The 14289-nt window shown below is 71.0% G+C and carries 10 protein-coding genes; 2 read left to right on the top strand and 8 right to left on the bottom strand.

What is annotated here, in order from left to right; all coding sequences use genetic code 11:
• Positions 1 to 72: 72 nt before the first annotated feature.
• Positions 73 to 2448, top strand: coding sequence for an ATP-binding cassette domain-containing protein (locus tag C6Y14_RS26900; RefSeq protein ID WP_107019408.1), 2376 nt, complete (start codon positions 73 to 75; stop codon positions 2446 to 2448).
• On the opposite strand, the gene C6Y14_RS26895 is transcribed toward C6Y14_RS26900, so the two are convergent.
• The 6 genes from C6Y14_RS26895 to C6Y14_RS26870 all read right to left on the bottom strand — a co-directional run bounded on the left by C6Y14_RS26895 (position 2436) and on the right by C6Y14_RS26870 (position 9701).
• A complete protein-coding gene (locus C6Y14_RS26895) occupies positions 2436 to 3956 on the bottom strand; it encodes an acyl-CoA synthetase (RefSeq protein WP_107019407.1) in 1521 nt (506 codons plus the stop codon). The genes C6Y14_RS26900 and C6Y14_RS26895 overlap by 13 nt on opposite strands.
• A 33-nt stretch (positions 3957 to 3989) precedes the next feature.
• A complete protein-coding gene (locus C6Y14_RS26890) occupies positions 3990 to 4832 on the bottom strand; it encodes a lysophospholipid acyltransferase family protein (protein ID WP_225891298.1) in 843 nt (280 codons plus the stop codon).
• Positions 4833 to 5083: 251 nt separating this feature from the next.
• Positions 5084 to 5854 carry a GNAT family N-acetyltransferase gene (locus C6Y14_RS26885; protein WP_107019405.1) on the bottom strand — a complete coding sequence of 257 codons (771 nt, stop codon included), beginning with the start codon at positions 5852 to 5854 and terminating at the stop codon, positions 5084 to 5086.
• Between the two features lie 358 nt (positions 5855 to 6212).
• Positions 6213 to 6962, bottom strand: coding sequence for a succinate dehydrogenase/fumarate reductase iron-sulfur subunit (locus tag C6Y14_RS26880; RefSeq protein WP_107019404.1), 750 nt, complete (start codon positions 6960 to 6962; stop codon positions 6213 to 6215).
• Positions 6959 to 8992 carry a fumarate reductase/succinate dehydrogenase flavoprotein subunit gene (locus C6Y14_RS26875; protein WP_225891297.1) on the bottom strand — a complete coding sequence of 678 codons (2034 nt, stop codon included), beginning with the start codon at positions 8990 to 8992 and terminating at the stop codon, positions 6959 to 6961. The genes C6Y14_RS26880 and C6Y14_RS26875 overlap by 4 nt, the downstream gene beginning before the upstream one ends.
• Position 8993: 1 nt before the next feature.
• Positions 8994 to 9701, bottom strand: coding sequence for a succinate dehydrogenase (locus C6Y14_RS26870; RefSeq protein WP_107019403.1), 708 nt, complete (start codon positions 9699 to 9701; stop codon positions 8994 to 8996).
• A gap of 94 nt (positions 9702 to 9795) precedes the next feature.
• On the opposite strand from C6Y14_RS26870, the gene C6Y14_RS26865 reads away from it, so the two are divergent.
• Positions 9796 to 10680 carry a LysR family transcriptional regulator gene (locus tag C6Y14_RS26865; protein WP_107019402.1) on the top strand — a complete coding sequence of 295 codons (885 nt, stop codon included), beginning with the start codon at positions 9796 to 9798 and terminating at the stop codon, positions 10678 to 10680.
• A gap of 375 nt (positions 10681 to 11055) precedes the next feature.
• Here C6Y14_RS26865 and C6Y14_RS26860 read toward each other — a convergent pair whose 3' ends face one another.
• Both C6Y14_RS26860 and C6Y14_RS26855 read right to left on the bottom strand, forming a co-directional pair.
• On the bottom strand, positions 11056 to 13191 hold the full coding sequence (locus tag C6Y14_RS26860) for a putative bifunctional diguanylate cyclase/phosphodiesterase (protein WP_107019401.1): 2136 nt from the start codon (positions 13189 to 13191) through the stop codon (positions 11056 to 11058).
• The gene (locus C6Y14_RS26855) at positions 13188 to 14000 is read right to left on the bottom strand and encodes an SAM-dependent methyltransferase (protein WP_107019400.1); all 813 of its coding nucleotides are present in this window, start codon (positions 13998 to 14000) and stop codon (positions 13188 to 13190) included. Before C6Y14_RS26855 ends, C6Y14_RS26860 begins: the two co-directional genes overlap by 4 nt.
• Positions 14001 to 14289: the final 289 nt, after the last annotated feature.

Raw genomic sequence — 14289 nt, 5'->3', positions numbered from 1 at the left:
CCTAGGGGGCGTACCGGGCCTCACGGTGCATCATCGCTTCTGCCCCGCTCGCCGTACCTCTGGAGTCACCCCATGCACAGCCCCCATGACCCGTACGTCCGTGTGCGGGGTGCCCGTGAGCACAATCTGCGGGGGGTCGATGTCGACATCCCGCGGGATGTGCTGGTGGTGTTCACGGGGGTGTCCGGGTCCGGGAAGTCGTCGCTGGCCTTCGGGACGATCTACGCGGAGGCCCAGCGGCGGTACTTCGAGTCGGTGGCCCCGTACGCGCGGCGGCTGATCCATCAGGTGGGGGCGCCGAAGGTCGGGGACATCAGCGGGCTGCCGCCCGCGGTGTCGCTCCAGCAGCGGCGGTCGACGCCCACCTCACGCTCCTCGGTGGGTACGGTCACCAACCTCTTGAACTCCCTGCGGATGCTGTTCTCCCGCGCGGGCCGGTACCCGCCGGGCGCCGAACGGCTCGACTCGGACTCCTTCTCGCCGAACACGGCCGCCGGGGCCTGCCCCGAGTGCCACGGGCTCGGCCAGGTGCACCGCACGACCGAGGAACTGCTGGTCCCCGATCCGGCGCTGTCGATCCGGGAGGGCGCGATCGCCGCGTGGCCGGGCGCCTGGCAGGGCAAGAACCTGCGCGACGTCCTCGACGCGCTGGGGTACGACGTCGACCGGCCGTGGCGCGAGCTGCCCGCCGGGCAGCGCGAGTGGATCCTCTTCACGGACGAGCAGCCGGTCGTGACGGTCCATCCGGTACGGGACGCGGGGCGCATCCAACGCCCGTACCAGGGCACGTACATGAGCGCGCGCCGCTATGTCCTGAAGACGTTCTCGGACTCCAGGAGTCAGACCCTGCGGGCGAAGGCGGAGCGGTTCCTCGCCGCGACACCCTGTCCGGTGTGCGGCGGCGGCCGGCTGCGGCCCGAGGCCCTCGCGGTGACCTTCACGGGCCGGACCATCGCGGAACTGGCCGCGATGCCGCTCGTCGAACTGGCCGACTCCCTGGCGAATCACGGTGGTTCGGAGACGGCCCGGGTCCTCACCGAGGATCTGCTCGCCCGCATCTCCCCCGTCACCGAACTGGGTCTCGGCTATCTCAGTCTCGCCCGGTCGACCCCGACCCTGTCGGCGGGCGAGCTGCAACGGCTGCGCCTGGCAACGCAGTTGCGCTCCGGCCTCTTCGGAGTCGTGTACGTCCTGGACGAACCCTCCGCCGGACTGCACCCGGCGGACACCAAGGCCCTGCTCACGGTCCTGGAGCGGCTGAAGTCGGCCGGCAACTCGGTGTTCGTCGTGGAGCACAGCCTCGACGTCGTGCGCGGCGCCGACTGGCTGGTGGAGGTGGGCCCGAAGGCGGGCGAGCACGGCGGGCGGGTGCTGCACAGCGGTCCGGTGGCGGAACTGGAGCACGTCGCCGGGTCCGCGACGGGCCGGTTCCTCTTCGACCGCTCCACCGCTCCGGTGCGTGAAGTCCGTCCGGCGCGGGGCTGGTTGAAGGTCGGGCCGATCACTCGCCACAATCTGCGCGGTGTGACCGCCGAGTTCCCGACCGGTGTCCTCACCGCGGTCACCGGGGTCTCCGGTTCGGGTAAGTCCACGCTCATCGGGGAGATCACGGAGCAACTGCCGGGCGTCGGGCGGCTGGTGAGCGTCGACCAGAAGCCCATCGGCCGTACGCCCCGCTCGAATCTGGCCACGTACACGGGCCTCTTCGACGTCGTGCGCAAGGTCTTCGCCGGGACGGCGGAGGCGGCCGGTCGCGGGTACGGGGTCGGCCGGTTCTCGTTCAACGTTCCGGGCGGGCGCTGCGAGACCTGCCAGGGCGAGGGGTTCGTCAGCGTCGAGCTGCTCTTCCTGCCGAGCACCTACGCCCCGTGCCCGGCCTGCGGCGGGGCGCGCTACAACCCTGAGACCCTCGAAGTGACGTACCGGGCGAAGAACATCGCGCAGGTGCTGGACCTGACGGTCGAGGCCGCCGCGGACTTCTTCGCGGACACCCCGGCCGTGGCCCGCAGCCTCGCCACGCTCCTCGACGTCGGCCTCGACTATCTGCGGCTCGGCCAGCCCGCGACCGAGCTGTCCGGCGGCGAGGCGCAGCGCATCAAGCTGGCGAGCGAACTCCAGCGCGTACGCCGGGGCCACACCCTCTATCTCCTCGACGAGCCGACGACCGGTCTGCATCCGGCCGATGTCGAGGTGCTGATGCGGCAGTTGCACGGTCTGGTCGACGGCGGTCACAGCGTCGTGGTCGTGGAGCACGACATGGCGGTGGTGGCGGGGGCCGACTGGGTGATCGACCTGGGGCCGGGCGGCGGCGACGCGGGCGGACGCATCGTGGCGGCGGGACCTCCGGCGGAGGTCGCACGGGCGGCGGGGAGCGCGACGGCCCCGTACCTCGCGCGTGCGCTGTCCCGGAGCGGCCCGCTGGAGCCGGACAGCTCTCAGTCCCAATAGGCCTGCCGCAGCTTGGACTTGGCCAGCTTGCCCGTGGGTGTACGCGGCAGCGCGTCCGTGAAGTCCACGCTGCGGGGCGCCTTGTAGTGGGCGATGCGGTCGCGGACGAAGTCGAGGAGTTCGCGGGCGAGTCGCGGGCCTGGGGTCGCGTCGGGGGCCGGCTGGACGACAGCCTTGACCGCCTCGCCCATCTCCGGGTCCGGTACGCCGACGACCGCCACGTCGGCGACCTGGGGGTGCAGGGTGAGACAGTCCTCGATCTCCTGCGGGTAGATGTTCACGCCGCCGGAGATGATGGTGAACGCCCGGCGGTCGGTGAGGAAGAGATAACCGTCCTCGTCGACGTGCCCGATGTCCCCGGTGGTCGTCCAGGTGGGGTGTTCGGGGTGCTGGGCCTGCCGGGTGCGGGCCTCGTCGTTGTGGTAGCGGAACGGGAGTTCGTCGCGCTCGAAGTACACGGTCCCGGTCTCGCCGACGGGCAGTACCTTGCCGTCGTCGTCGCAGATCCGCAGCTCGCCGAGGAATCCGCCGCGCCCCACCGTCCCTGGCTTGCGCAGCCACTCCTCGGGGCCGACGAAGGTGATCCCGTTGGCCTCGGTCGCCGAGTAGTACTCGTACAGGACGGGTCCCCACCAGTCCATCATCCGGCGTTTGACCTCGACGGGGCAGGGTGCGGCGGCGTGCACGGCGACCCTCATCGACGACACGTCGTACGCGTCGCGCACCTCGTCCGGCAGCTTCAGCATCCGTACGAACATGGTGGGCACCCACTGGCTGTGCGTGACCCGGTGCTGTTCGATCGCCGCCAGCGCGCCGCGCGGGTCGAAGGAGTTGAGGGAGTTCATGAGGACGACCGTGCCGCCGGTCGCGGTCACCACGAAACTGAAGCGCAGGGGCGCCGCGTGGTACAGCGGGGCCGGGCAGAGGTAGACGGTGTCCTCACCGAAGCCGTACATGGGCTGGAAGAGCAGTTGGTACATGCTCATCTCCTCGCGGACGTCCCCCTCGGGGAGCGTCGGCGCGATGCCTTTGGGCAGGCCCGTGGTGCCGGAGGAATAGAGCATGTCGACGCCGCGGGGCTGGTGGGCCGGGGGTTCGGGTGAGGCACCGGCGAGGGCGCGCTCGTACGAGCCGTCGTCGAAGTTGAGGCGCAGTTCGGCCGCCGGGGCCGACCGGCCCACGGCGCGGCCGAGTTCGGCGAGGGGCGCCGAGACGATGAGGGCTCTCGCCCCGCAGTCGCGGACGATGTAGGCGGCCTCGTCGGCGGTCAGGTGGTGGTTGACCACGGTCAGGTAGAAGCCGGAGCGCAGTGCCGCCCAGTAGACCTCCAGGACGCGCGGGTCGTTGTCGGCGAGGAGCGCCAGATGGTCGCCCACGCGCAGTCCGGCGGACCGCAGATGGTCGGCGAGCCGCAGGGAGCGGTCCTCCAACTGGCCGTAGGTGAGGGCACGGCCGCCGTCTGCGGTGACGACGGCCGTCCTGGCGGGGTCGTACGCTCCGGGATACATGCGGGGACGGTACCCCGGTCAGGTGACGGACCGTCAGAGGTGTGCGGGCGCTTCCGTGTGCACGCGAGCGCGGGAGACCGGATGTACGTCACAGCCGGGGTGGACGTCACAGACGGGGTGGACGTCACAGGCGGGGTGCACGGCGACCGTTTCGGCAGCCCGCGCGAGGGTCCGCCGGTCGGGGGCGGAGCCCGGCGGGAGCACCGGCCCGACCCGCACCTCGGCGACGAGGTCGCGGGCCGACACGACCCGCCACACGGAGGTGAGCAGGGAGTCGCTGCCCACGAACGCGGGTGCGGTGCTCATCGCGCCCCCGTCGTGCCGGTACTGCAGGCGCACCGGCTGGACGGCCGCGTCCGCGTCGAGGGCGGCCTGGAACGCGGCCCGGCGGAACCGGCCCTGGGCCCGGCCGCACCAGGTGCTCCCCTCGGGAAAGACCACGACCGCCCCGCCGTCACGCAGGGACTCCGCGATCCGCCCGACCGTCTCGGGCAGCGCGCGCAGCCGGTCGCGCTCGATGAACAGCGCGCCGCTGCTCGCGGTGAGCGCCCCGGCCACGGGCCACTGCCGGATCTCCGCCTTGGCGAGCATCCGGGCGGGCCGGACGGCCGCGAGCAGCGGGATGTCCAGCCAGGAGATGTGGTTGGCCACCAGCAGCAGACCGCCGGTGGGCGGGGCCGCGCCGGTGGTCCGCAGTTCCACGCCCGCGGCGCGCACGATCGTCCGGCACCACAGTCTGATGAGCCGGTCGCGCAGGCCCGCGGGAATCCGCGCGACGGCCGGGATCAGCGCGATCCCGGTGGCGACCACGACGAGCAGCGAGACCAGCCGCAGCACGGCACGCGGCACGGCGGCGACCGCCCGTACGGACTCCACGCAGGCCCCCGGGGTGCAGGGGGCGCCGGGCAGCCAGGCACTCGCCGCCGCGGGGGTGACCGGACGCGCCCCGGACGGGCGTGTCCCGGCGGGACGGGTGGCGACCGGTGGGCCTGAGCCGCCGCGGCGCGGGCCGGGCACCTTTCCGGTACCCGGGCGCGGCGGGCCCGGGAAAGGCGGCCCGTCCGGTCCGGCGCAGGTCGCCGGGCCCCGGCGGGGACGCAGGAGCACCCCCATGCGGGACGCGCTCATCACGCGGGCACGAGGGAGAGGAAGTGCCGCAGATAGCGCGGGTTGACCCGGCGCATCGACAGCAGCACGTACAGGTCGGCGACGCCGAAGTCCGGGTCGTGGGCCGGTTCGGCACAGACCCAGGCACCGAGCCGCAGATAGCCGCGCAGGAGCGGGGGAAGTTCGGCGCGGCCGGCCCGGGTGACGCCCTCGGGGTTCCAGGGCAGCAGCGGCCGTACGCGGTACTCCTCGGGGGCGAGGTGCTTGTCCCGCACCCGGTCCCAGGTGCCCGCGGCGAGGGTGCCGCCGTCGGCGAGCGGGATGGAGCAGCAGCCCGCCAGCCACTCGTGTCCGCCGTCGATCATGTAGCGGGCGATACCGGCCCAGATCAGGCCGATGACGGCGCCGTCGCGGTGGTCGGGGTGGACGCAGGAGCGGCCGACCTCGACGAGGCCGGGGCGGATCGCGGCGAGGGGTCCGAGGTCGAACTCGCTCTCCGAGTAGAGCTGTCCGGCTACCGCGGCGCGCTCGGGCGGCAGCAGCCGGTAGGTGCCGACGACCTGGCCGGTCGTGGTGTCGCGCACGAGCAGGTGGTCGCAGTACGCGTCGAAGGCGTCGACGTCCAGGCCCGGCTGCGAAGTGGCCAGCAGGGCGCCCATCTCCCCGGCGAAGACGTCGTGGCGCAGTCGCTGTGCGTCCCGGACGTCGGACTCGTCGCGGGCGAGGGTGACGGTGTAGCGGGTGGGTGCCGTCGACAGTGGGGGGCTGTCGAGCGTGGAAACGCCGGTCATGGCTCTCTCCTGGTCACAGGCCGGATGCGGCGGAGCGGCGCGGCGGACCGTGGTGTACCGGTCCGTGCGCTCCTGTTCTTCCGACCCCGGCTGACCGCCGAGTAACCCACGGAGAGAGCGCGGGTGTGAGCTTGCTGAATCCCAGGGGTGACGCCCCGCGCCGGGGGCGCGGGTTTTTTTGGGGGCGCGGGGAACGGCGCAATCTTTCACCCCTCAGGGACGCGGGGTCTTTGGGGGCGCGAGGAACGGCGCAGTCTTTCGCCCTTCAGGGGCGCGGGGAACTGCGCGACCAGCCCCCACGCACCCGCACCCGCACCCGCCCCACAACCGAAGCCAGTTCGCAAAAGGGCGGCCAGCCCTACCGCTTGGCAGCCTTCCGACCGGCCCGAAGCCATTCCTTGTTCATCCCGGTGATGGAGAACAAGGGAATCCCCTTGGGACAGGCAGTCGCACACTCCCCCACCAGCGTGCACCCCCCGAACCCCTCCTCATCCATCTGCGCGACCATGTCCAGCACCCGCGTCTCCCGCTCAGGAGCCCCCTGAGGCAGCACATTCAGATGATTCACCTTCGCCGAGGTGAACAGCATCGCGGCCCCATTGGGACAGGCGGCCACACACGCCCCGCACCCGATGCACTCCGCGTGCTCGAACGCGAAGTCCGCGTCAGCCTTCGGCACCGGCGTGGCATGCGCCTCCGGCGCCGCCCCGGTCGGCACGCTGACGTACCCGCCGGCCTGGATGATCCGGTCGAACGCGGACCGGTCGACCACGAGGTCCTTGACGACGGGGAACGCGGAGGCCCGCCACGGCTCGATGTCGATCGTGTCCCCGTCGTGGAAGGACCGCATGTGCAGCTGGCAGGTGGTGGTGCGCTCGGGCCCGTGCGCACCACCGTTGATGACGAGCGAGCACGCGCCGCAGATGCCCTCGCGGCAGTCGTGGTCGAAGGCGACGGGATCGTCACCGGCGAGGATGAGTTCCTCGTTGAGGGTGTCGAGCATCTCCAGGAAGGACATGTCGGCCGAGATGCCGTCCACTTCGTAGGTGGACATCGCTCCGTCGGCGTCGGCGTTCTGCTGCCGCCAGACGCGCAGGGTGAGCTTCATGCGTAGCTCCGCTGGGTGGGGTGGACGTACTCGAAGACGAGTTCTTCCTTGTGCAGGACGGGTGCGTCACCGGTGTCGGTGAACTCCCAGGCGGCGGCGTAGGAGAACTCCTCGTCACGGCGGGCCGCCTCGCCGTCGGGGGTCTGGGACTCCTCGCGGAAGTGCCCGCCGCAGGACTCCTCGCGGTGCAGCGCGTCCAGGCACATCAGCTCGGCGAGCTCCAGGTAGTCGACGATCCGGTTGGCCTTCTCCAGCGACTGGTTGAACTCCTCGCCGGTGCCGGGCACCTTGATCCGCCGCCAGAACTCCTCCCGGATCTGCGGGATGCGCTCCAACGCCTTGCGCAGCCCCGATTCCGTACGGGCCATGCCGCAGAACTCCCACATCAGCTCGCCGAGTTCGCGGTGGAAGGAGTCGGGGGTGCGGTCGCCGTCGACGGCGAGCAGCAGCCGCAGCCGGTCCTCGGTGTCGGCCAGCACCTCCTGCACGACGGGGTGTTCGTCGTCGACCGTCTCGTAGTGGGGGTTGCGGGCGAGGTAGTCGTTGATGGTCGACGGCAGGACGAAGTAGCCGTCGGCGAGGCCCTGCATGAGCGCGGACGCGCCCAGCCGGTTCGCCCCGTGGTCGGAGAAGTTGGCCTCGCCGATGGCGAACAGCCCCGGCACGGTGGTCTGCAGGTCGTAGTCCACCCACAGGCCGCCCATCGTGTAGTGCACGGCCGGATAGATCCGCATCGGCACGCTGTACGGGTCCTCGGCGGTGATCCGCGCGTACATGTCGAAGAGGTTGCCGTACTTGGCCTCCACGGCCTCGCGGCCCATCCGCGCGATGGCGTCGGCGAAGTCGAGGTAGACGCCCTGCCCGCCGGGCCCGACCCCGCGCCCCTCGTCGCACACGTTCTTCGCGGCCCGCGAGGCGATGTCCCGCGGTACGAGGTTGCCGAACGCCGGGTAGATGCGCTCCAGGTAGTAGTCCCGCTCGTCCTCCGGGATCCGGTCGGCCGGACGGTCGTCGCCCTTGGCCTTGGGCACCCAGATCCGCCCGTCGTTGCGCAGCGACTCGCTCATCAGCGTCAGCTTCGACTGGTGTTCACCGGTGCGCGGGATGCAGGTGGGATGGATCTGCGTGAAACACGGGTTGGCGAAGTACGCGCCCCGCCGGTGCGCCCGCCAGATCGCGGTGGCGTTGGAGTTCATGGCGTTGGTCGACAGGTAGAAGACGTTCCCGTACCCGCCGCTCGCCAGGACCACGGCGTCCGCGAAGTAGGTGTCGATCTTCCCGGTGATCAGGTCGCGGGCGACGATCCCCCGCGCCCGCCCGTCGACCACGATGAGGTCGAGCATCTCGGTCCGGGGATGCATCTCCACCGTGCCGGCCGCGATCTGCCTGCTGAGTGCCTGGTAGGCGCCGAGCAGGAGCTGCTGCCCGGTCTGCCCGCGGGCGTAGAACGTCCGGGACACCTGCACCCCGCCGAACGACCGGGTGTCCAGCAGACCGCCGTACTCCCGCGCGAACGGCACGCCCTGCGCGACGCACTGGTCGATGATCTCCACGGAGATCTGTGCGAGGCGGTGCACGTTCGACTCCCGGGCGCGGAAGTCGCCGCCCTTGACGGTGTCGTAGAACAGCCGGTGCACCGAGTCGCCGTCGTTGCGGTAGTTCTTGGCGGCGTTGATCCCGCCCTGTGCGGCGATGGAGTGGGCCCGGCGCGGGGAGTCCTGGTAGCAGAACTGCACGACGTGGTAGCCCTGTTCGGCGAGCGTGGCGCCGGCCGCGCCGCCCGCGAGCCCCGTACCGACGACGATCACGGTGTGCTTGCGGCGGTTGGCGGGGTTCACCAGTTTGGCCTCGAAGCGGCGGGTGTCCCAGCGCTCGTTCACCGGCCCTTTTGGGGCCTTGGCGTCGACGACGGGCTCCCCGGTCACGTACTCGGCGAAGGTGCCGTGTTCGGCGAATGCGTTGGTTCCGAGGAATGCGTTGGTTCCGGTGAATGCGTTGGTTCCGGTGGTTCCGGCGAATTCAGCAGTCATGTCAGCTCACCACTCCGGTCATCACGCCCACGGGTACGGCGACGAAGCCCGCCGTGAGCACCACGGCGAGCACGTTGGCGACGGTCTTGAAGGCCCGGTCGCGGGTGCGGCTGCCCACGCCGAGGGTCTGTGCGGCGCTCCAGAAGCCGTGCTGGACGTGCAGGCCGAGCGCGAGCATCGCGACGATGTAGATGACGTTGCCGTACCAGGTGGAGAAGGTGTCGATCACGTTCTGGTACGGGTGTCCGTGCTGGAAGCCGTTCGCGTGGACGGTGCCGGTGGTGAGGTCCAGGATGTGCCAGACGATGAACAGGCCGAGGATGATCCCGCCCCAGCGCATGGTCCGCGTGGCGTAGCTGGCGCGCGGCTTCTTGTGCACGTACTTGGTGGGTCGCGCCCTGATGTCACGGCGGCTGAGCTGGTACGCGGAGACGGCGTGCGCGACGACGGCGACGACCAGGACCACGCGGACGATCCACAGGGCCCACTCGTAGTGCAGGAAGGGCTCGCCGAGGGTGCGTAGCCAGTGGGCGTAGTGGTCGAACTCGCCCTCACCGAAGAAGATCTTCAGGTTGCCCAGCATGTGGACGGCCAGGTACCCCAGCATGATCAGGCCGCTGACGGCCATCACGGTCTTCTTGCCGAGGGGCGAGTCCCACATGGTGCGCGTCATGGACGGTTTTCGTTCCGTCCGCGTTGCCAGAGCCATGTGATCGACGCTACGGCCGACAGGGTTGATCGGTCCAAGACATGGTCCGGCTCGTTTCCATAGGCGATACCTATCATGGACGTACGATGGGGTCATGCAGTTCCAGCAGCTCCAATACTTCGTGGCGGTCGCCGAGACCCGGCATTTCACCCGGGCCGCCGACGTGGTCCATGTGGCGCAGCCGTCGCTCTCCCAGCAGATCAAGGCGCTGGAACGGGAGTTGGGGGCCGACCTCTTCCTCCGGGCGCGGGGGAACATCACGCTCACGGATGCCGGGGAGGCGCTGCTGCCGCTCGCGCGGCGCATCCTGGCGGACGCGGAGACGGCCCGGCAGGAGGTGCAGGAGCTGGCTCAGCTGCGCAGCGGACGGGTGCGGCTGGGGGCGACGCCGAGCCTGTGCACGGGGCTGCTGCCGGATGTGCTGCGCGCCTTCCACGACCGCTACCCCGGAATCAGGCTGCTGATCGAGGAGGGCGGCTCGCACGACCTGGTACGGGAGCTGGCGCGGGGGGCGCTGGATCTCGCGTTGGTCGTACTCCCTCTGCCGACGCCGTCGCCCGCGCTGACGACGGTGGAGGTGCTGCGGGAGGACCTGGTGGTGGTGTCCTCACCGGAGGCGCCGGCACCGGGAGGTGGGCGGCGGACCGTCGGGGTCCCCGACCTGGAGGGGGAACGGCTGGTGATGTTCCGGCACGGGTACGACCTGCGGGAACTGACCGTCGCCGCGTGCCGCTCCGCGGGGTTCGAGCCGGATTTCGCGGTGGAGGGCGGGGAGATGGATGCGGTGCTGGGGTTTGTGCGGGCGGGGTTGGGGGTGGCTGTGGTGCCGCGGATGGTGGCGGTGCGGGCGGGGGCGGGGTTGCGGGTGACGCCGCTGGCCCGTCCCGGGTTGAGCCGGGCCATCGCGCTGGCCCACCGCAGTGATGTGGCACCGTCACGGGCGGCGCGCGAGCTGCAGCGCATGCTGCTGGAGCGTTGAGCGGTGCTTAGCTGACCCGCACTTGTTGCGCCGTTCCCCGCGCCCCTGGGGGGCTGGGGTGCGCGTCTGACGTGCGGATGCGTCGTGGCTGAGCGCGCAGTTCCCCGCGCCCCTTCCGGGGCTGCGGTGCGTCTCTGACGTGCGGGTGCGTCGTGGTTGCTCGCGCAGTTCCCCGCGCCCCTAAAGGGGCCCCAGCGCCCCGAAGGGGCGCGGGGAACGGCGCGGCCGACCACAACGCACCCGCACGTCCAAACAGCCCCCACCCCCTCCCCCTAGGGGCGCGGGGAACTGCGCGGCCAGCCACGATGCGCCCGCACGTCCAAACAACGCGTCACCCCCTCCCCCCTCAGGGGCGCGGGGAACTGCGCGACAAGTTCAGCCCGTCGCGTCCACCAGTGCCAGGTCGTGCAGGCGGTCCGGCGGGCCGGGGCGGGCGTAGTACCAGCCCTGCGCCGTGTCGCAGCCCAGGAGACGGAGCTGCTCAGCCTGCGCCCCCGTCTCCACCCCCTCCACCGTGACCGCGAGGTCCAGGCTGTGGGCCAGCGAGACGATCCCCTCGACGATCTTCAGGTCCACGGGATCGGCGGGAAACTGCTGCATGCCCTGCGTGAAGGACCGGTCGAGCTTCAGGATGCTCACCGGCAGCCGCCGCAGATTGGCCAGGTTCGAGTACCCCGTACCGAAGTCGTCCAGCGCGATGTCCACCCCCATCTCGGCGAGTCGACGCAACGGCTTCAACAGATCGTCGTCCGCGCCGATCAGCGCCGACTCGGTGACCTCCAGGCAGAGCGAGTTGGGTTCGAGACCGATCCGCTCCAGGATGTCCACCGTGTCGGAGACGAGCCCGGGGTGGGTCAGCTGGCAGGGGGAGAGATTTACGTTGATCCGCAGCGGGCCCGCGTCGGAGTGACGTTCCTGCCACTCGCGCGCCTGCCGGACCGACTGCTCCAGGACCCAGCGGCCCAGCGGCACGATGAGACCCGTGTGCTCGGCGAGCGGAATGAACCGGTCCGGGCCGAGCACGCCGTGCTGCGGATGCAGCCACCGCACCAGGGCCTCGGCCCCGTGCACACTGCCGTCGCCGAGATGCACGAGCGGCTGGTACTCGATGAAGAACTCGCCCCGGTCCAGCGCCGCGGGCAACGCCGTGGTGAGCCCGTGCCGGGTGATCGCGCGGGCATCGGCCTCGGCGTCGGCCAGCTCGTACCGGTTGCCGCCCGCCGACTTGGCCCGGTACATCGTGATGTCGGCGCTGCGCAGCACCTCCGCCGGACCGCGCTCGCCCGCGGGACCCTCGACGATGCCGATGCTGCCGCGGACGGTGAGTTCGCGGCCGTCGATGCGCACCGGCGTGACCAGGGCGTTCATGATGCGGTCGGCGAGCGCGTCGACCTCGCTCTCGGTGTCGGGCCCGGTGGTCAGGGCCACGAACTCGTCGCCGCCGAGCCGGGCCACCATCTCGCCGGGCGCGGTCGCGCAGGACTGCAGCCGGTCGGCGACCTCGACGAGCAGCCGGTCGCCCGCCGCGTGCCCGAGGCTGTCGTTGATGGTCTTGAAGCCGTCGAGGTCGAGGTAGCAGAGTCCGAAGCGCTGGCCGTCGCCCGCCGCGAGCGCCTTGTCGAGCCGCTCGAAGAACAGCGTGCGGTTGGGCAGCCCGGTGAGCGCGTCGTGCGTGGCCTCGTACCGGAGCCGGAGGTTGAGCAGCCTGCGCTCGGTGGTGTCCTCCATGAGGGCGAGCTGGTACTGCGGCCGGCCGTCCGCGTCACGGAGCAGCGAGACGGTGAGGTTGGTCCACAGAACCGTTCCGTCGGGCCGGTAGAAGGCCTTCTCGACGTGGTAGTGCTCGCGGTCGCCGCGCACCAGCTCCTCGTAGAGCCGCCAGACCTGCGCGCCGTCCTCGGGGTGGGTCCACTCGGTGACGTTCCGCCCGCGCATCAGCTGTTCGGTGCCGCCGAACATCCGCAGCAGGGCGTTGTTCACCTGGAGGATGTTGCCGTCGAGGTCCGCGACGCCGATGCCTATGGCCGCGCCCTCGAAGACCGCGCGGAAGCGTGCCTCGGTCGCGTGGAGCGCGTCCGCGACGATGCCCTGGGCCTGGAGGGCTGCGCGCGCGATGGTCTCCTGCTCGGCCAGCGTCCGCTCCCGCAGGGCCCGCGCGAACCCGGCGGCCATGGCGTGCTGCAGCCGCGCGGAGCGGGCGCGCAGGGCGTCCTGCGCGCCGTCGCCGCCGCAGTAGAGCACCAGGTAGGCGTCGACGCAGTCGAGTGTGGCGCTGAGTGCTTCGGGCTCCGTGCAGTGCGCCCCGATGAGCGCGGCCCCGACGGCCTGCCCCTCGGCCGCCTCGAACGTCCTGGCCCGCAGCGCCTCGCTGAGCCGCCTGGCGAGCGGCACGAGGCGCTGCTCGAACTCCGGGCGGGTCAGCGACGTGGCGGTCACCGGAAAGACGGCCCGGCTCCAGATCGTCGCGAACCTGCGCAGTCTGTCCTCCGGCCCGTCCGGCTCCGCGGTCACGCCGTGCGCCCCACGCCCGCGAAACCCGAGTAGGAATAAGGATCCTCGTCCTCGGACGCCGGGTCGGGCCGCCAGTTCGGCATCGGCACCAGTCCGGGTTCCACCATGTCGTACCCCTCGAAGAACCGCGCGATGTCCTCGCGCGAGCGCATGATCAGCGGGTTTCGGATGTCTTTGTAGACGTCCACGGCGCCCCCGGCCCGCTCCGGGGGGAGCGGGATCCCCTCGTACGAGGCGTGCGTGAGGACGAGCAGACTGCCGGGCGCGAGGGCGTCCCTCAGCTCGGCCACGGCATCGTACGGGTCGTCCTGGTCCTCCACGAAGTGCAGTATGGCAACGAGAAGAAGAGCGACTGGCCGATTCAGGTCTATCAGGCGCTGCAGACGCGGACTCGCCAGGATCTCCCGGGGCTTGCGGAGGTCGGCGGTGACGACGTCCGCGTTCTCGTTGCCGGCCAGGACGGACTCGCTGTGGGCGACGGCCACCGGGTCGTGGTCCACGTAGACGACACGGGCGCCGGGACGGGCGCTCTGGGCCACTTCGTGGACGTTGCCGAAGGTGGGGATGCCCGAGCCGATGTCGAGGAACTGGTCGATGCCCTCGGCGGCCGCGAAGCGCACCGCGCGCCGCAGGAACGCCCGGTTCGCCTGCATGACCTTGGGGAGCCCCGGCATGAACTCCATGGCCCTGCGCGCGGCTTCCCTGTCGACCTCGAAGTTGTGCGATCCGCCCAGGTAGTAGTCGTAGATGCGGCTCACACTGGGCACCGAGATGTCGATGCCGCGTGGGGCCCAGGCGGGACGCTCCATCTATGTCTCCAAGGCGTAGACGATCCGGTGTTCGAGCTGAGGCTACTGATCGCCCGCCAATGGAGCGAGTGGAAACGGAAATTGACCGTCCGTTCAACGCCACTGCCTCGGGCACGTGCCGAATGGAAGGCCCAGCGAAATCGCCCCGAAGCATTCCAAAGAGATCCGGGGGAAACTGCGCAGAGTCACAAAGAACCCTGCCGGGGCGCGTCCGGATGTGAAAAAGCCGCTTCGCCCCCTCCGTGCGGTGCGGAAGGGGCGAAGCGGTGATTGTGCGCACTTGTTCCGA

Origin of the sequence: Streptomyces dioscori (assembly GCF_003024195.1) — a bacterium.
GTDB classification, from domain to species: Bacteria; Actinomycetota; Actinomycetes; order Streptomycetales; family Streptomycetaceae; genus Streptomyces; species Streptomyces dioscori.
Note: the sequence above shows the minus strand (reverse complement) of the source record. Positions and strands in the feature narration are given on the sequence as shown.

Coding starts and splice junctions, on each gene's coding strand:
- C6Y14_RS26900 (WP_107019408.1), top strand. CDS start 73: ATGCACAGCCCCCATGACCCGTACGTCCGTGTGCGGGGTGCCCGTGAG.
- C6Y14_RS26895 (WP_107019407.1), bottom strand. CDS start 3,956: ATGTATCCCGGAGCGTACGACCCCGCCAGGACGGCCGTCGTCACCGCA.
- C6Y14_RS26885 (WP_107019405.1), bottom strand. CDS start 5,854: ATGACCGGCGTTTCCACGCTCGACAGCCCCCCACTGTCGACGGCACCC.
- C6Y14_RS26880 (WP_107019404.1), bottom strand. CDS start 6,962: ATGAAGCTCACCCTGCGCGTCTGGCGGCAGCAGAACGCCGACGCCGAC.
- C6Y14_RS26875 (WP_225891297.1), bottom strand. CDS start 8,992: ATGACTGCTGAATTCGCCGGAACCACCGGAACCAACGCATTCACCGGA.
- C6Y14_RS26870 (WP_107019403.1), bottom strand. CDS start 9,701: ATGGCTCTGGCAACGCGGACGGAACGAAAACCGTCCATGACGCGCACC.
- C6Y14_RS26865 (WP_107019402.1), top strand. CDS start 9,796: ATGCAGTTCCAGCAGCTCCAATACTTCGTGGCGGTCGCCGAGACCCGG.
- C6Y14_RS26855 (WP_107019400.1), bottom strand. CDS start 14,000: ATGGAGCGTCCCGCCTGGGCCCCACGCGGCATCGACATCTCGGTGCCC.